Origin of the sequence: Rubellimicrobium rubrum (assembly GCF_006152115.1) — a bacterium.
GTDB classification, from domain to species: domain Bacteria; phylum Pseudomonadota; class Alphaproteobacteria; order Rhodobacterales; family Rhodobacteraceae; genus Rubellimicrobium; species Rubellimicrobium rubrum.
On the sequence record NZ_VDFU01000031.1, the window covers coordinates 24,696 to 41,393 of the forward strand.

The 16,698-nt window shown below is 66.4% G+C and carries 17 protein-coding genes; 8 read left to right on the forward strand and 9 right to left on the reverse strand.

Annotation, left to right across the window (positions count from 1 at the left end):
* Window positions 1-30 precede the first annotated feature (30 nt).
* The 5 genes from FHG66_RS21725 to FHG66_RS17935 all read left to right on the forward strand — a co-directional run bounded on the left by FHG66_RS21725 (window position 31) and on the right by FHG66_RS17935 (window position 3,229).
* Window positions 31-189 carry a hypothetical protein gene (locus FHG66_RS21725; RefSeq protein ID WP_176556333.1) on the forward strand — a complete coding sequence of 53 codons (159 nt, stop codon included), beginning with the start codon at window positions 31-33 and terminating at the stop codon, window positions 187-189.
* A gap of 113 nt (window positions 190-302) precedes the next feature.
* A complete protein-coding gene (locus tag FHG66_RS17920; RefSeq protein ID WP_139078421.1) occupies window positions 303-596 on the forward strand; it encodes a ribbon-helix-helix domain-containing protein in 294 nt (97 codons plus the stop codon).
* A gap of 100 nt (window positions 597-696) precedes the next feature.
* Entirely contained in the window at window positions 697-1,095 is a 399-nt protein-coding gene (locus FHG66_RS17925; RefSeq protein WP_139078422.1) for a VOC family protein, read from the forward strand.
* Window positions 1,096-1,120: 25 nt separating this feature from the next.
* A complete protein-coding gene (locus tag FHG66_RS17930; protein ID WP_176556334.1) occupies window positions 1,121-1,642 on the forward strand; it encodes a Twin-arginine translocation pathway signal in 522 nt (173 codons plus the stop codon).
* Between the two features lie 15 nt (window positions 1,643-1,657).
* The gene (locus FHG66_RS17935) at window positions 1,658-3,229 is read left to right on the forward strand and encodes a GMC family oxidoreductase (RefSeq protein ID WP_139078423.1); all 1,572 of its coding nucleotides are present in this window, start codon (window positions 1,658-1,660) and stop codon (window positions 3,227-3,229) included.
* A gap of 149 nt (window positions 3,230-3,378) precedes the next feature.
* Here the strand turns inward: FHG66_RS17935 and FHG66_RS17940 are convergent, their stop codons facing one another.
* The gene (locus tag FHG66_RS17940) at window positions 3,379-5,052 is read right to left on the reverse strand and encodes a glycoside hydrolase family 2 protein (RefSeq protein ID WP_176556335.1); all 1,674 of its coding nucleotides are present in this window, start codon (window positions 5,050-5,052) and stop codon (window positions 3,379-3,381) included.
* 649 nt (window positions 5,053-5,701) lie between these two features.
* On the reverse strand, window positions 5,702-6,286 hold the full coding sequence (locus FHG66_RS17945; RefSeq protein ID WP_139078425.1) for a DUF1003 domain-containing protein: 585 nt from the start codon (window positions 6,284-6,286) through the stop codon (window positions 5,702-5,704).
* A gap of 222 nt (window positions 6,287-6,508) precedes the next feature.
* Here FHG66_RS17945 and FHG66_RS17950 point away from each other — a divergent pair, with 222 nt between their 5' ends.
* Window positions 6,509-7,282 carry a ZIP family metal transporter gene (locus FHG66_RS17950; RefSeq protein ID WP_176556336.1) on the forward strand — a complete coding sequence of 258 codons (774 nt, stop codon included), beginning with the start codon at window positions 6,509-6,511 and terminating at the stop codon, window positions 7,280-7,282.
* A gap of 63 nt (window positions 7,283-7,345) precedes the next feature.
* On the opposite strand, the gene FHG66_RS17955 is transcribed toward FHG66_RS17950, so the two are convergent.
* Genes FHG66_RS17955 through FHG66_RS17985 form a run of 7 tightly spaced genes read right to left on the reverse strand, consistent with a single transcriptional unit; the run spans window position 7,346 to window position 14,667 of the window.
* Window positions 7,346-8,107: a potassium channel family protein gene (locus FHG66_RS17955; RefSeq protein WP_139078426.1), complete on the reverse strand. Its 762-nt coding sequence runs from the start codon at window positions 8,105-8,107 to the stop codon at window positions 7,346-7,348.
* A gap of 32 nt (window positions 8,108-8,139) precedes the next feature.
* Window positions 8,140-9,234 carry a CgeB family protein gene (locus FHG66_RS17960; RefSeq protein WP_139078427.1) on the reverse strand — a complete coding sequence of 365 codons (1,095 nt, stop codon included), beginning with the start codon at window positions 9,232-9,234 and terminating at the stop codon, window positions 8,140-8,142.
* The gene (locus FHG66_RS17965; protein WP_139078428.1) at window positions 9,231-10,325 is read right to left on the reverse strand and encodes a CgeB family protein; all 1,095 of its coding nucleotides are present in this window, start codon (window positions 10,323-10,325) and stop codon (window positions 9,231-9,233) included. Before FHG66_RS17965 ends, FHG66_RS17960 begins: the two co-directional genes overlap by 4 nt.
* Window positions 10,322-11,425: a CgeB family protein gene (locus tag FHG66_RS17970; protein WP_139078429.1), complete on the reverse strand. Its 1,104-nt coding sequence runs from the start codon at window positions 11,423-11,425 to the stop codon at window positions 10,322-10,324. The genes FHG66_RS17965 and FHG66_RS17970 overlap by 4 nt, the downstream gene beginning before the upstream one ends.
* Before the next feature lies 1 nt (window position 11,426).
* Window positions 11,427-12,515 carry a glycosyltransferase family 4 protein gene (locus FHG66_RS17975; protein WP_139078430.1) on the reverse strand — a complete coding sequence of 363 codons (1,089 nt, stop codon included), beginning with the start codon at window positions 12,513-12,515 and terminating at the stop codon, window positions 11,427-11,429.
* Complete coding sequence (locus FHG66_RS17980; RefSeq protein ID WP_246082672.1) at window positions 12,512-13,564, reverse strand: SDR family NAD(P)-dependent oxidoreductase; 1,053 nt, start codon at window positions 13,562-13,564, stop codon at window positions 12,512-12,514. The genes FHG66_RS17975 and FHG66_RS17980 overlap by 4 nt, the downstream gene beginning before the upstream one ends.
* The gene (locus FHG66_RS17985; protein ID WP_139078432.1) at window positions 13,561-14,667 is read right to left on the reverse strand and encodes an NAD-dependent epimerase/dehydratase family protein; all 1,107 of its coding nucleotides are present in this window, start codon (window positions 14,665-14,667) and stop codon (window positions 13,561-13,563) included. The genes FHG66_RS17980 and FHG66_RS17985 overlap by 4 nt, the downstream gene beginning before the upstream one ends.
* A gap of 302 nt (window positions 14,668-14,969) precedes the next feature.
* Here FHG66_RS17985 and FHG66_RS17990 point away from each other — a divergent pair, with 302 nt between their 5' ends.
* Window positions 14,970-15,953 (forward strand): MDR/zinc-dependent alcohol dehydrogenase-like family protein, encoded by a 984-nt coding sequence (locus FHG66_RS17990; RefSeq protein WP_139078433.1) that lies wholly within the window; start codon window positions 14,970-14,972, stop codon window positions 15,951-15,953.
* 371 nt (window positions 15,954-16,324) lie between these two features.
* A partial coding sequence (locus tag FHG66_RS17995; RefSeq protein ID WP_139078434.1) for an NAD-dependent epimerase/dehydratase family protein occupies window positions 16,325-16,698 on the forward strand: 374 nt, incomplete at its 3' end.

Sequence of the window (16,698 nt, forward strand, 5' to 3'; positions counted from 1 at the left end):
TGACGGTCGGTCAGGACAGGGAGGCGCATCATGGCCAGCGACGAAACGCCTGAGGAGGTGCCGCCGGGCACCGTGGGTTCGGGCGAGAACACCTGCCGCAAGTGCGAAGGCACCGGAAAGATCGACGGAAAGGATTGCCCCGATTGTGCGGGCACCGGCGTGGTCAACACGCCCATCGGCGGCGCCTGAACGCGCCCGCCGCCTGACCGTCCAAGGGCGGCAGCGGCAAGGACGGCGGGTTTTCAATTGCATCAAGGCCCTCTTTGTGTGTTGGAATGACCAGCCCACAGGGAGGACCCGTCATGTGCCGCATCTTCTCCGGCCAGCCCCCCGAGCGCTACGAGCCCATCACCCGGCGGCTCCGGCTGAACGGGCATTCCACCAGCATCCGGCTCGAACGCGGCTTTTGGGACATCCTGGACCGCATGGCTGCGCGCGAAGGGGTGACGACGCCCGTCTTCATCTCGCGCTTGCACGACGAGGTGCTGGACCTGCACGGGGCCGCCAACAACTTTGCCTCGCTCCTGCGCTGCGCCTGCCTGACCGACGTCACGCAGCAGTCAACGGCGCCCGCCTACGCCATGGCCGCCGAGTAGGTCACATTTCGGTCATGTAGTAGCGCGCTACTACCACCGGTTGCCCCAGCTCGCGCAACCTGCCCCGACAAGTCCGAACGGACGCCAGAGGAGGGGTTAAGTGGCCAAGGCAATCCATTCGATGATCCGGGTGCTCGAGGAAGCGCGCTCGGTGGCCTTCTATGACACGGCCTTCGGCCTCAAGGTGGAGACGCGCCTTGATTTCGAGAGCTTCACCCTCGTCTACCTGCGCAATCCCGAGGCCGACTTCGAGGTCGAGCTGACGGTCAACAAGGGCCGGACCGAGCCCTATGACCTGGGCGACGGCTACGGGCACCTGGCCTTTGTCGTGGACGACCTCGAGGCCGAGCACGCGCGCCTGAGCGAGGCGGGCCTCGAGCCCCGCAAGCTGGTGAGCTTCGCGCCGGACGGAGGCGAGCCCATCGCTCGCTTCTTCTTCATCGCCGATCCGGATGGCTACCAGATCGAGGTGCTGCAGAAGGCCGGACGCTACCGCTGAGAACGAACGATCCTGGGAGGAGATCATGACGACGTCGAACCATCGCGGCCTCACGCGCCGCGAACTGCTTTCGCGCAGCCTTGTCGCTGGCGGGAGCTTCCTTGTGGGGTCAAGCTGGATCACCAGCGGCTCCGCCGCCTGGGCTGTCGAGGTGACGGCCCTCAAGCCCGAGACCATGGCCACACTGGTCCAGATGGCCCGGGACATCTACCCGCACGACCGGCTCCGGGACGAGTTCTACGTCGTGGCGGTCAAGGGTCACGACACCGCCGAGCAGGCCCCCATGGTGGAGGAGGGGATCGCCGCGCTTGATGGGGCCGCGCGCGGCAAGGGCCACTCCGGTTATCTGGGCGTGGGCTGGGAGGCCGACCGCGTCGAGATCCTTAGGGCCATGGAGGAAAGCGCGTTCTTCCAGACCATCCGCGCCGGCCTCGTGACCGGTCTCTACAATCAGAAGGAGGTCTGGCCGCTCTTTGGCTACGAGGGAGAGAGCTACAGCCAAGGCGGCTACATCAACCGCGGATTCAACGACATCAACTGGCTCTGACGCGGGGAGGCTTAGATGGTTGCGAAGTACGACCTGAGCGACGACAGCGTCGTGGTCATCATCGGCACGGGCGCGGGCGGCGGCACGCTGGCCAACGAGCTGGCGCAAAAGGGCATCAAGGTGGTGTCACTGGAGGCCGGGGGCCGCTACCTGCCTCAGGACTTTATCAACGACGAATGGGAAAGCTTCGGCCAGCTGGCTTGGCTCGACAAGCGGACGACCAGCGGCGACTGGCGCGTGGCGCGCGACTTCTCGGGGCTTCCAGCATGGATTGTAAAGGCCGTGGGCGGCACCACGACCCACTGGGCGGGCGCCTCGCTGCGCTTCCAGGAGCATGAGTGGAAGACGCTGACCCATTACGGTCGCGTGGACGGGGCGAACCTTCTCGATTGGCCGATCGACGCCGCCGAGATGGAGCCCTGGTACGCCTTGGCCGAAACCAAGATGGGGGTGACCCGCACCGGCGGCCGTCCGGGGCTGCCGGGGAACAGCAACTTCCTCGTCCTCGAGAAAGGGGCCAAGTCGCTGGGCTACCAGGACGTCCACACCGGCAACATGGCCATCAACTCGATCGAGTATGATGGTCGGATGTCCTGCCAGCAGACCGGCTTCTGCTTCCAGGGCTGCAAGTGGGGCGCCAAGTGGTCCACCGCCTACACCGAGATCCCCCTAGGGGAGGAGACCGGCTTCCTTGAGGTTCGCGAGCGGTCCCACGTGGCGCGGATCGAGCATGATGCCCAAGGCAAGGTCACGGCCGTCGTCTACTTCGATGCGGACGGACAGGAGCAGCGCCAGGCGGCGCGGATCGTCGCCGTGGCCGGCAACTCGATCGAGTCGCCCCGTCTCTTGCTGAATTCGGCCTCGTCGATGTTCCCCGACGGGCTCGCCAACTCCTCGGGGCAGGTCGGGCGGAACTACATGCGGCACGTGACAGGCTCGGTCTATGGCGTGTTCGACAAGCCCGTCCGGATGTGGCGTGGCACGACCATGGCCGGGATCGTCCGGGACGAGGCGCGCCATGATCCCGCCCGCGGCTTCGTGGGTGGCTTCGAGCTTGAGACGCTGTCGCTGGGACTGCCGTTCATGGCGGCCTTCCTCAACCCCGGCGCCTGGGGGCGCGAGTTCACCTCGGCTCTCGACAACTACGAGAACATGGCCGGCATGTGGATCGTGGGCGAGGACATGCCGCAGGAAACGAACCGGATCACGGTCAACTCGGACGACGTGGACCAGTTCGGGCTGCCCACGCCCAACGTCAACTTCGACGACCATCCGAACGACGTGGCCATGCGCAACTACGCCTACGCCAAGGGGGCGGAGATCTACAGGGCTGTCGGAGCGACGCAGGCCTACCCGACGCCACCCTATCCTTCGACGCACAACCTGGGCACCAACCGAATGTCCGAGAACCCGCGGGACGGCGTCGTCAACCGCTGGGGCCAGACGCACGATATCCCGAACCTATTCGTATCGGATGGATCCCAGTTCACGACCGGGGCCGCCGAGAACCCGACGCTCACCATCGTGGCCCTAGCGATCCGTCAGGCCGATCACATCGCCCGCGAGATGGCGGCCGGCACGATCTGATCCGGGCGGTCGGAGCAGGGAAGGGGGAGCGGGCGACCGCTCCCCCTTTCCACGTTTCGGCGCAGGCCAAGGCCCAAAGCCATCCGCCCCGAAACGCGAAAGGGGCGCAGCCTCCTGCGCCCCTTTGCCGACGGTCCTGTGCAGACCGTTCAGATGTTCTTGGCCCAGCTTTCCCGCGCCCGCTGGTTCGCGAGGCGCACGGCATCGCCCGCATACTTGGGCAGGCCATGCCCGTCGAGGATGCCGTTGATCTCTCCCATGGAGGTCTCGTCCTCGGGGTCGTTGCCGGCGTCACGGGTCTGGGTCAGGACATAGCCGCCGCGAAGGACGGGCATGTCGCCCATGATCTCGATCAGGTCCGACAACTCGGCCGCCCAGGTTTCCGGCTCGCGGTGGATGCGGCCATAGGCAAAGACGCCCTTGGACGGCCGGTTCAACAGCGCCCGGCCGCCGACCTCGGAGAGCACGAGCGGGGTGCGGCCGTCATACGTGTAGCCGTTCGGGTGGAACACGTGCCTAGGGTTCTTGCCCCAGGCGCCGGGCTCGGGCCACTGCGGGATGCGCCCGTAGATGGCCTTCACCTTGGCGTTCTCGGCGTATTCGTGAATGTTGAACATCAGCCGGTTCGGATCGAGCCGGTTCTGCAGATGGGTGTTCTTGCGAATCGTGACGCAGCGCCAGCCATCGTTGGCGGCGTATGGCATTCCCGGAGGCGCGATCGCCTCGGTCAACTCGCCCAGTTCGTACTGGTATTCCTCGCGGTCGTCATGCGTCGCGTTCACCTCGTGGTGGGCGTGCTCCAGCAGGCCCCAGTCCTCGTTGCCCGGGACGAGGAAGAACACCGACGGGTGGTTCCAGGCATAGGCCCGGACGATGCGCCGCCATTCCTCCAGAGCCTGCGCGCGGTCGGCCCGGTCAAGCAGGTTGCGCGCCGAGGGCATCTCCACCGACAGCCAGTAGCCCATCTTGTCCGCGAGCCACAGGTCGCGGTGGCGCGGGGTGGTCTGGTGACGCCGCTCGCCGTTGAAGCCCTGGTTCAGCGTATGCTCGAAATCGGTGAGCGTGTGCTTGTCGGTGGGGGTATAAAGCGTGTCCGGGTAGATCGCCTGGTTCAGCAGTCCCTGCAGGTAGAACGCTTCGCCGTTCAGGCGGTAGTAGCCGTCCTGCATGACGAAGTCGCGAAAGCCCGCATAGGTCTCGATCTCGTCAACGATCCGGCCCTTGCTGTCGAGCAGGGTCAACGTCCCGAAATACAGGTTCGGCGTGGCGGGCGACCACGCAAGCACGTCGGCCATGCGGCCGGCCAGGACAGCCTGCCCATCGAGGACCGGAGCCCGCAATTCCAGGCCGCCCCCGTCTTCGTGGGCGAGCCTCAGGACCACGAAGTGCGTCTCGCTCCTGCCCGAAACGTCCACCGTGGCCGACAAGTCGCCCGAGGCCCGCGCAGTCAGGAAGAAGTCGCCCAGGCGCGTCTCGCCCGCGTGCTCGATCCAGGTGGATTTCCAGAGGCCGGACATGTTGGCGTAGAAGATCGCGCCTTCCTTGTCCTTGCGCTCCTGCTTGCCGGACAGAATGGTCCGGGCGTGCGAGGAATCGGTCACCGCCACCTCGAGCTTGTGGAGCGAGGTGCCCTCGGCTTCGAGGCCCAGACAGAGGACGGAACGGGGCACGAAGACTTCGCACGGGTCCCAGGCCCCGCGGTGACGAGCGAGCGAGACGCCGTTCACCAGCACCTCGGCTTCGTGGTCCACGCCTTCCAAGTGGAGCATCGCACCTGTCCAACCGCAAGGCAGCTCGAAGGTGGTGGCATAGCGAAGCGCCACCTCGCCCTCCGGAACCTGAATGCCGTTCAACTTTGATTGCGGCACGTAGGGAACCACGACAGGCTGAGCGGGTTCTCCATTCACAGAGAGCGCCCAGACCCCGTCCAGGGGCAAGGTTTCGCGCCGTATGCGCGCGGGATTCGGAGCCGTGTCCCTTGTGAGGATCGGCAGGGGATTCAGACCGAAGTCTAGGGCCTGGTTCTTCATCGCTCGCCTCGCTCGACTGGGGACTTCTGTCCCCTCCCGCTTCTCATTGTGGCGGTTAAAAGTAAGTTAACTTTGGATAGGGGTAGGCTGGTCGGCAAGTGCCGATAACATCACTTTTCCCGGCTCGCTGTGATATGTTAGCATCAGTAGCCGAGTCATCATGATCCTGCGTCCCCGCGATTTGTCCCGGGCCAAGATCAATGCCGTTTTAGCGCTGCCCGCCATGCGCTTAGCGTCCCTGTTCATCGCCTGTCGAGACACTTTCATGGAAAGCGGACAGTGAGATGCTCACGACTTCGTGAGCCGGTTTCCGGTCCTTGAAAACGATCAGTTTCCTTGATGGGCGGAATGGAGCCCTGCGACTCGCCCGCTCCCGACATCCTCTGGAGGACCGGCTCTCAGCCGCATTAATGCAAGCCTAAGGCCGTGAACGCTTGAACCCTCAGCGGTCTGGGTCGCTGGCCTCGGTCGCTTCGATCCGGTCGAGAACGGCCTCAGGGGACACGTTTTGCCGGATCTCCGCCATCTCTGGCTCTTGCGCGGCGCGAATATCCAGGCGCTCGGCCATGGCGGCGATGAGGCCGGCCATCTTCGTGATCTCGTGTTCAGCCAGGAGGCTGATCTGGAGGTCCAGGTCCGCCCGCTTGTCGGCTGCCGCGGCCATGCGGTTCTGGCTGATCAGCACGAAGGTCGACAGGAAGATGGCCTCGACCGACGCCCACATGGCCAGGACCACGAATGATTCGTCCCATTTGGGCACCCCGGGCACCCAGCCCAGGTTGGCCACGATCCAGAATCCGAAGAACACGAGATGGATGTAGACGAAAAGCATGGACCCGGTGAACCGGGTCACCCCGTCCGCGATGCGTTCCTGCAGCGTTGCCTCGGCCGTCTCGCGCTGCCGGCGCGCGTGGAGTGTCTCGATATTCCGTTCCAACACAGTGCTGAGCCCCGGCGAGGGGGGCGGTGGGTAGGTGGGGCTCCGCAGCAGGTCAGCGTGGCGCGCGGTCTCGGAAGTGGCCGTCATCAATCGATCCTTGCCTTGGGGCCTGGGCCGGCTGCGGCCATCCCGTGTTCCTAAACCATCGTCCTTTGCTGGATGTTCCCCTGGGACCCTTACCCGGAACAAGCTTTGGGTCAGGCTGTTGAAGGGGGCCATGCGCTCCATGGCGGCAAAGGCTAAGCTCATGATGACCACGAACGTCCGCTTGAATCGGGTGCGGCCCAGGGCGCCGTTTCTGGGCGCCGCATGAGCGACTGGCCCATCTGGGCCATGGCCGGAGCCTGGGGGCTGCTGGGCGGCTCGGGGCTCCTGCTCGGCGTTGCCATTGCTTACCTCGTCCGGCTGCCGCCGCGCGTCACGGCCAGCATCATGGCCTTTGGCTGCGGCGTGCTCGTCTCGGCCGTTGCCTATGACCTGATCCTCGAATCCTATGAACTGGCGAGCTTTCGGCCCATTGCGATCGGTGCCGTGCTGGGGTCCATCGCCTATACCGCCGCGAACTGGCTGGTGGTCCATGGCGGCCTGTCGGGCGGGGCTCGGCACCGCAAGCGGTCCGGTGGCCAGCAGCCCCATGTGAGCGAGGGCGGAGGTCTTGCCATCGCGGTAGGTTCGCTCTTGGACGGCATCCCCGAGTCCGTGGTCTTGGGCGTGGGTCTGCTGGACGGTGGAGGCGTCAGCCTGGCCATGCTGGCGGCCATCCTCCTGTCGAACCTTCCCGAAGGGCTCTCCAGCGCGGTTGGTATGCGGCAGGCTGGGCGAAGCCGGACCTACGTGTTCGGGTTGTGGGGCGGAATCGCGCTGATGTCGGGGCTTGCGGCCGCTCTCGGGGCGGGGCTGCTCGGGGGTGCCTCGGCCGAACTTCTGGCGGTCGTGAGCGCGGTGGCGGCAGGGGCGCTGCTCACGATGGTGACGGACACCATGATTCCCGAGGCCGTCGATGGCGATGGCGGGCTTGCGGGCCTGTTCGTGGTGCTGGGCCTCTTGGCCGCCTTCGGCCTGTCGCAAGGTCTTGCCGCCTGACGGCGGTCCGCCCAGCCTTTGGGGCCGTCCCTGTCCCTCTTGCGGCACCTTTCGCTGACCGCGTTAACCGCCCTCGTCGTTCGGGATGTTGAGGAGAGTGCCGCAGGCCTTGCAGTGAACCGCATCGGGATCGTGCCGAAGAAGCCCGCAGGTGGGACAGCAGAAGCGGACCTTGTTCGGCCTGAACAGCACCTGCGCCAACCGCAGGAACAGCGTGACCCCGAAGATCATGATGAGGACGGTCAGCATCCGTCCGGTGGTTCCCGGCAGGGTGATGTCACCAAAGCCAGTCGTCGTGAGCGCCGTCACCGTGAAGTAGAGGGCGTCGGCGTAGTTGCTGATCTCGGGGTTGGTCCGGTGCTGCGTCTCGTAGACGATGGCCGTCATGATGAAGATGAAGACCCCAAGGTTCGCAGCCGCTAGGATGATCTCCTCGTTCCGCGTGATCGGACTGTCCGATCCCCTCACCTTGTTGAGGGTCGTGTAGGCATGCAGGATCCGAAGGGTCCTGAGCACCCGAAGGAAGCCTGCGGCCTCGCCGGTCAGAGGGGCCAGGAACGACGCGATCGCAATCAGGTCGGTCCAGGTGCTCAGACGAAGGAACTCGCGGCCCCTGTGCCGGCTGATGGCCAGACGTGCCCCGAGATCCAACGTGATCAAGATGCCCAGAACGACGTCGATGGTCTCGATCCAGGCCGCCCGCTCGACAAAGGAGGTGGCCACGATGAAGACAAGGGTGGCAACGTCGAAGACGAGAAGGCCCGTGCGGAACCGGTGCGCCCGATCGGTCTGGCCCTCGTAGATCTCTCGGAGAAAGTTCATCATGAGGGGCACCCTAGCGCATCCTGCGGGCGCGTTCAGGTTCCTGTTGCGGCAACGGCTTCGGGACCGGGCCAAAGCGCCTGCGCCAGTTCCCTGGCCCGTGCCCGACCCGTATGGCCTGCCAGCACCCGCGTGCGTCCGGCAGATCCGATGGCGCGGCGGCGCGGCTCGGAAAGGTCGAGGGTGCGCAGCACGTCGTCGGTCCCGTGGGCGATGATGATGGCCTGGTCCGGAGGCAAGAGGTCCGAGATGCCACGCCAGGGATCGGAGATGATCGGAGTCGCGCAGGCTGCCGCCTCGAACAGCCGGACCGACGGAGACCAGCCCATCCGGCGCATCGCGGCGCGCGTGACATTGAGGGTGAACCGCTGGGCGTTGTAGAACGCCGCGTGATCGGCGGGGGGCAGATGCTCGATCCGCTCCACGTTTGAAGGCCAGTCGATGTGGTCGGGATACTGCGGTCCGGCGACGACGAAGCGTAGGTCGGGCCGCTGCCTCGCAGGTTCGAGCAGGAGCGCGTCGAGCGTCGGCTGCCGGTCGTCGCTATAGGTTCCAAGATAGCCCAGATCCCACCGCTTGGCCGCCTCCGGGTCCGACGGATAGGCTCCGGCATCGACCGAGCAGTACAGAGCCTCGGCCCGTCTTGCCCTGCGCACCAGCTCCAGGTGGTCCAGCACCTCGCCGCCGGAGAAGGAGAAGTAGATGTCGAACAGGGGCACCTGCCGGGCCGCAATGTATTCCTCATGCCCCTCGTCAAGAGCGGCGAGCGTCACTGGCGTATCGATGTCATAGAAACAAAGATGCCTGAGGGTCATCTGCGACAGTCTGTCGATGAGCTGAACCCCTTCGGGCACGTAGGAGCCGACAATCACCGCATCCGCCGTTCGCAGCCGCCCGCCGTGACGCGACAGCATCGCCTCCATGTCGTCGTAAAGCTCGAACTCGCAGAAGTCGGGCTGGGGCAGATCGCGCTCGGAGGCGTACCAGGGCCGGTCGCGTTCCAGGAACAGGACGCGGTGGCCCTCCTCGTGCAGGCCGCGGATCAGGGCGCGGAAGGTGGTCGCGTGCCCGTTCCCCCATGAGGAGGACAGCGTCAGCCCCAGGATGACGATGTCGAGCGGCCGGGTCACTCCGCCGCCTCCATGCGCGCGGCATGGAGCCTGAACAACTCGTCGGTCTGGGCGGCTCGCTGGTCGTAGGTGTGGTGGGCCAGAACGCGCCGCAACGCCGCCTGACCGATCCGCTGCGCCTGCTCGGGCGTGACGGAGCGGACGAACTCGGCCACGTCGGCGCCGTCGCGGGCTACGAGGACCTCCTCGTTGGGGGTCAGGAACAGTTCGATCCCCTCCCACGCGTCGGTGACCAGGCAGGCTCCCGCACCGGCCGCCTCGAACACGCGGGTTGCGGGGGAGAAGCCGTTCACGGCCATGCTGTCGCGGGCGACGTTCAGCACCATGCGCGGCGAGCAGTTCAGCGCGTTGTGCTGGGCCGTGGGGACATGGCCGAGCTTCTGGACGTTCCCAGGCATTGCGACGTCATGCCAGCCATTGCCGCCCAAGATGAAGTGCTGGTCGGGAAGGAGGGCGGCCGCGCGGGTGAAGAATTCCGCCACCCGCTTGTCCCGGTCGGGAAGGCGGTTGCCCAGAAAGGCCATGTCGCAGGCGAAGCGCGGCTCGGGCGGGACGGGGTGATGGGTCGACGGATCGAGCGCGTTGTAGACCGGCACGCAGGCCTTGGCTCCAAAGCCCTGGTAGGCCGCGATCACCGGCTCCCCACCGCCATAGGTGAGCACCATGTCGAGGTCGGGGAGCCAGCGGCGCAGCGCGTGGTCAGGCGCGCCCCTCATTTCGGCCAAGGTGGCCGGTGCATCCACGTCCCAGAAGATCCGCAGCGCGCCCGGTCGGGCGGCAGCCATCACCTCGGACAGGATCAGGTCGTCCTCGAAGCCCACACCCGATGCCTTGACGACGATGTCGTACTGCGCGGCCTCGGCGGCCACCTTCCGCAGCGCCTCTACCGTGCCGTCATAGACCACGACGCGCGCCCAGTCCGGCGGGTCGATGTCCCGGTTCTTCTGCCGGTCATAGACGTCGGGCTCGTAGAAGGTGGTCTGGTAGCCCCTCGCGTGCAGCGCTCGGATGATCCCCCGGTAATAGGTCGCGGCCCCGTTCCAGTAGGCCGACAGGAGGCTCGATCCGTAAAAGGCGATGGTCTTGGTCATGCGGTCTTCCTTGCGGGCGCACGGAACTGGTCCAGGGTGCGCATCAGCTCATCCACGCGATGGCGGCAGGTGTGGCGGGCCTGGATGGTCTCCAGCCCACGCTGGGCCTGCTCGGCCCGGGCGGCGGGGTCGTTCACCAGGGTACGAAGCTGGGTCCGCATCTCGTCCCCGTTCCGCGCCCAAAGAAAGTCACCGGGGCGGAACAGCCCTTCGACGTCGTCCCAGGGCGCGCTGACGAGGGGGATGCCGCAAGCCAGCGCCTCGAAGGGGCGGATGGTCGGGATGCCGGGAAGCTGCTCCACATAAGGCCGCCGGGGGACATGGACGGTGACGCGGTAGCGGGCAAAGGCGCGGGGCACCTCGGCGTTGGGGATCCAGCCGCCATAATCAATCTCGGCGGCATCGAGCTTGGCCAGAGCTTCGGCGGGGTAACGGACGCCGCGCACGGTGCTGCGGAGCCCCAGGTCGCGCGCGGGTTCGATCAGGAACTCCGACAGTTCGGCACTCCGTTCGTCGTCCCCCCAATTGCCGATCCAGACGAGGTCGCCGTCCTCGGGCTCGCCGGGGATGGGGTGGAACAGCGCGTCATCTGCTGCCTCGTGCCAGGCAAAGACCTGACGGCCCCAACCGGCCTTGAGGTACCGCTCGCGCAGCGCCTCGCCAAAGGCGAGGATGCCGTCGTAGCCGGACAGGTCCATCGCCCCAATCTCGCCCTCCGCGCTCACCGCGCGGTGGTGCGTGTCGTGGAAAAGCAGCGTGAAGCGTCCGCCGCGGGTCCGGGCTGCCCCGATCCGTGCCACGAGCGCGGGCTCGCTCCATTCGTGGACGATGACCACGTCGGCCGCATCCAAGGCCGCCTCATGGTCGAAACTCGCGTCGTAGATGCTCGCAGTCAGTCCCGGAAAGTCACGGTGGAACGATGCCAATGCCCCCTGGCCCTGATCGGCCAGCAGGTTGTCGCGGCTCCAGGACTCCTGCGGCTCCAGGGCCAGCGTCTCATGGCCGCGCCGGTTCAGGTCACGCATCACGCCGCGCAGGAAATGCGCGTTGCCGTGGTTCCAGTCCGAGATCAACGAATGGGTATAGAACAGGAAGCGCATCTCACCTCGTGGGGAGGGGTTGGCGGACAAGGTCCATGTAAAGCGACAGCATCGCCGTGGCCTGGGCCTCGGGAGTGAAGCGGCGCGAACGCAGACGCGCAGCCTCGCCCAACCGTCTCCGCTCGGGCGGATCGGCGGCAAGCCGGTCCAGCATGACCGCCAGGGCCTCGGCGTCGCGGGGCGGAAAGAACATCGCGGCCTCTGACCAGAGCTCCCGGAACGTCGGGATGTCCGACAGGACCAGCGGCAGCCCCATGCGGGCCGCCTCGGCTACGGCAAGGCCGAACGGCTCGTAGATCGATGGCGAAACGAAGATCCCCGCTTCGCTCATCAAGGCCACGGCCTCGGCATGCGGACGCTCGCCCTTGGCGATCGCGTTCCGCGCCGTGAAGATCGTGCCGTTCGGACCCTGCGTCGGGCCGAGCAGATGGATGGGCAGGTTGGTGTGTTCGGCGGCGGCGTCGAGCGTTGCGCCGTTCTTGCCCTCATCCCACCAGCGCCCCGATGCCACCACCATCGGCTTGCCGAGGGTCTTACCCAAAGGGGCCGCCGTAGAGTTCGGAACAACGCGAAGGGTGGGAAGCTGGCCATAGCAGGCCGTCAGCGCGGCCCCGTGGGAGCGGGATGGGGCCACGACCGCGTCGGCTCGGCTCAGGCCCTGGGCATTCAGCGCGCCGTGCCATTCCCAGCCGGGCGGCAGGCCGCTGCCCCGGACGGCCCGGAACCATGTGGTCACACAGGAATGAGATACGACGACCACCGGCCGGTCCGTCTTAAGCCCTGCGGCCTGCGTGGGCAGATTGAGATGCAGGAGATCCGCGCCGTGCCTTTGCGCGGCCCCCGCGATCAGGTCGGGAATGGCCCGCAGGTCGGCTGCGTCCTCGGCCAGCCAGTCGAGCGGCGCGTCGATCCAGTCGAGCAGTCCCTTGGCCTCCGCCTCGGCCCGTTGCTGGTCCGAGGGCGAGGGTCCAAAGCCCAGGAACACCGTGTCCACTCCACGGGGACGCAGGGCCACGGCCAGGTCCATCGCATAGCGCCAGACCCCGCCGACGGCATCGAGCGTCATCAGGAGCCTGATGCGCTCCGTCATGCGCGGATGCGCTCGGGCGCGGCCGGCAGGGACCGATTGGCCCGCAGCCAGGCCGCGAGATCGGCCAGCCCGTCGCGCCAGCCCATCCTCGGCTGCCATCCCGTTCGTGCCAATAACCGGGAGGTGTTTGCCACGAAGTAGTGCTGGTCGCCTTGCCGCCACTCGCCATGTGTGACGGGAAGACGCCGCTCCACGAGGCGCTCGATCTCGCGCAGGACGGCAAGGAGGCTCACCGCGTTCATGGGCCCGCCGCCCAGGTTGAAGGCCTGGCCCGACAGGCGATCGATGTCCTTCAGCACCGCGCGGTAGGCGGCCACGGCATCGGCCACATGGAGAATGTCGCGCACCTGCTTGCCGTCGCCATAAACCGAGATCGGCTTGCCTTCGAGGGCACGGATCAGGAAATGGGCGACCCAACCCTGGTCCTCGGTCCCGAACTGGCGCGGGCCGTAGATGCAGCTCATCCGCAGCACGGCGGCCGGAAGGCCGTAGGACCGGGCGTAGTCCAGCACGTACTGATCCGCGACCCCCTTGGAACATCCGTAGGGCGTATGGAAATCGAGCGGCTGGTCCTCTCCGATCCCGCTGGCGCGGATGCTCTCGTCGGCCGGGACGTAGCGGTCGGTAGCCTCGGCCATCTCGAGGGCTTCCAGGCAGCCGTAGACCTTGTTGGTGGACGCGAACAGGACCGGGATCCGGCGACCGGTCGCGCGAACCGCCTCCAGCAGGTTGATCGTGCCGCGTGCGTTGACCTCGAAGTCGTCGATCGGGTTCGTGAGGCTCGTGGTGACTGCCGTCTGTGCGGCGAGGTGGATCACTGCGGATGCGTCCCGCACCGCTTCGCGCAGGCTGGCCTCGTCCCTCAGGTCGGCCTGCATCGCCCTGACCCGCGATCCATGTCGCCCTTCCAGCCAGCGGAGGTTCTGCTCCACGCCCGGTCGGCTCAGGTTGTCGAAGACGACGACCTCGTGCCCATCCGCAAGGAAGCTGTCGGCAATGTTGGACCCGATGAAGCCCGACCCTCCCGTGATGAGGACCGGTTCCTTCACGACACGAGCCTCCGTTCCTCGAGTTGCTTGCGCATCTCGGCCCCGCGGTCGATCACGACCTCGCCGCGCACCCATTCCACGAACTCATCCAGGGAGTCCTCGAGCCGGTGCTGCGGCTCAAAGCCCAGGAGCTCGCGCGCCTTGGTGATGTCCGAGAAGCAGTTGCGGATATCGCCCGAGCGCGACTTGCCCAGGATCTCGGGCCCGAGATGAGGCAGGTTCATCGCCCCGGCCAGAAGCCGTGCGACGCCCGACACGGTGTAGGCCTGGCCCGAGCCGATGTTGAACAGCTCGCCCGCGGCGCGGTCGCTTTCGTAGGCTAGACGGAAGGCGCGGGCGACATCGCGGACATGGACGAAGTCGCGCTTCTGCTCCCCGTCCTCGAAGATCGTGGGACGCTCGCCGCTCGCCAGACGCGAAGCGAAGTTCGCCAGCACGCCAGTATAGGGGTTTGACAGGGCCTGGCCCGCGCCAAAGACGTTGAACAGCCGAAGCGCCACGGCCGGCACGTCGTAGGCTTCGCCGAAGATCAGGACAGCGCGCTCCTGCGCATACTTCGTGAGAGCATAGATGGACGCCAGATCGACGCGCTTGCGTTCGTCGGTGGGATGCGGGGTCAGGGGCTCGCCATTCGGTCCCAGGGCGCTCCATTGCCCGGTCTTGATGTCGGCCGGTCTGCGCCGGACCGTTTCGAGCAGCGTCCCGTCCGGCATGGCATAGTAGCCCTCGCCGTAGACGCTCATGGAGGACGCGACGACGATGCGCCCGACCGGGTTCGCCAGCATCGCTTCCAGAAGCACCGCGGTGCCGAGGTCGTTCGCGCCGACATAGCGGGCGATCTCGTACATGGACTGGCCCACGCCCACCTCGGCCGCGAGATGGATCACGCCATCGCAGCCGCTCAGGGCAGGGCGGAGCCGGTCAGCATCGCGCATGTCGCCGCGAACGACCTCAGCCCCTTTGGGAAGCGCCACTTCGGCTGCGCCGTGCACCTGGTCGATCATGGCGTCGTAGAGACGCACCTCGTAGCCATGGGCCAGAAGCTCCTCGGCGACGTGCCGCCCGATGAAGCCGCAGCCGCCGGTGATCAGTACTTTCGTCATCAGTCCCCCTGCGCATCCCGAACTGGCGCCAGTCGAGCGGGAACGCTCTTCATCTACAAAGGTTCCTGAAAACGTGATCGCGACCGGGTGTCGGCGCATTTCCGCGTTGCGCCCTGACGTTGTGAGCCGTTGCCAAGACGGGGTTGCCTCTTGTTCCCTTTCTGTCGTGCCCTAGGCTGGAACGCAGTCGGCGTGGCGGCTGTTGAGTTCCTTCTGGAACGCCGCGCCTTGATCATAGGACGGCCCATGCTTCTAATAAACCATCGTTCGACCCAGCTTATCGCTTGTCCGGAGATCCTGGCATGACGGCCGATGCGGGGCTCCTCCACGCTGCCCGTGTCGTCGGCCCCGGGCAGGTCGAGATCGTGACCCTCCCACTGCCCGAGCCCGGGCCCGACGAAGTCCGGGTCAAGCTGGAAGGTTGCGGCGTATGCGCCTCCAACCTGGAGCCATGGGCAGGACCCGACTGGATGACCTTCCCGACCGAGCCGGGTGGCCTGGGCCATGAAGGCTGGGGTGTCATCGATGCCGTGGGCCCCAAGGTGGACGGCCTGAAGCCCGGCCAGCGCGTCGCGTTGCTGGGGCAGCATGGCTATGCGTCCCATGATGTGGCTAAGGCAGGCCAAGTGGTGCCCTTGCCGCCCGAACTCGATGGGCTGCCCTTCCCCGGCGAGGCGTTCGGCTGTGTCATGAACATCTTCCGCCGCAGTGCCATTGCACCGGGCGACACGGTCGCGATCGTCGGGATCGGCTTCATCGGGGCCGCCCTGACCCGCTTGGCGGCGCGGATTGGAGCCAAGGTCATCGCCATCTCGCGCCGGGACAGTTCCCTTGATCTTGCCCGAGACATGGGGGCGGCGCATGTCGTGCCGATGCACGATCACTGGGCCATCATCGAAGAGGTGCGGAACCTGACGGATGGTCGCTTCTGCGATGTCGTGATCGAAGCGGTGGGCAAGCAATGGCCTCTCGATCTTGCGGGGGAAATCGTTGCGGAAGGTGGGCGGCTGGTCATCGCCGGATACCATCAGGACGGGCCACGTCAAATCAACATGCAAAATTGGAACTGGCGGGGGATCGACGTCATAAATGCCCATGAACGCGATCCGGCCCGCTACGTGTCGGGGCTCCGCCAAGCCGTGGAAGCGGTAGCAACGGGGCAACTCGACCCGACGCCGCTCCTGACCCACCGCTTTCCTCTGGATCACCTGGCGGAGGCGTTGGATGCGACCCGGGACAAGCCGGACGGCTTTGTAAAGGCCTACGTGGCGTGGGAGGAGTCCTGACCTCCTGGAGCGTCGATCCGACATCCCTGACCCTCCATCGGCGTTCCGGCGGGGCAGTGTTCGTGCCTAGGGCGGCGATTCACCCGGCCCGCCGGCCTTCCCTGTTCAGGGCACCAAGCCGGCTGGTGTCGATGGAGGGGTTGCATGTGCTCCTGACTGTTGCGGCAGGGCGACAAGGTGCGGCAAGGATCAGCCGTGCCTGTTTCGCCCCTCACATCAAGAGGTTGACGGAGCGAACCGCGCCCTAGGTTCGTAGAAGAAGCTTCTGTGTTCCTCCGTGTGCGTTGTCGGTCCACGGGCGGCGCAGGGCCGAACCGCCGTGACGCGCGGACCATGCGACCGCGCGTGCTGCGCCGCAAGAAAGGTGCTGAATGCCTCGTACAGAGCAACTCAATGGCCAATCCGCCACATCCCGTCCACGCCGGATCCTTCTGGCGGGGGGTGCGGGGTTCGTGGGCTCCCATTTGGCCGAACGGCTGGTCGGAGCGGGGCACGAGGTCATCTGCGTGGACAGCCTGCAAACGGGCCGGCTGTCGAACTTGGCTCCCTTGATGCGGGAGCCGCGGTTTTCCTTCCTTCGCCACGACATCGGGCTTCCCCTGAGCGTGGATGGGCCGTTGGACGAGATCTGGAACCTGGCCTGCGCGGCCTCCCCGCCGCAGTACCAGCGCGACCCCCTGCACACGATGCGCACCTGCCTGCAGGGTAGCTGGAACCTGCTGGAACTGGCTCGGGAGAAGCGCGC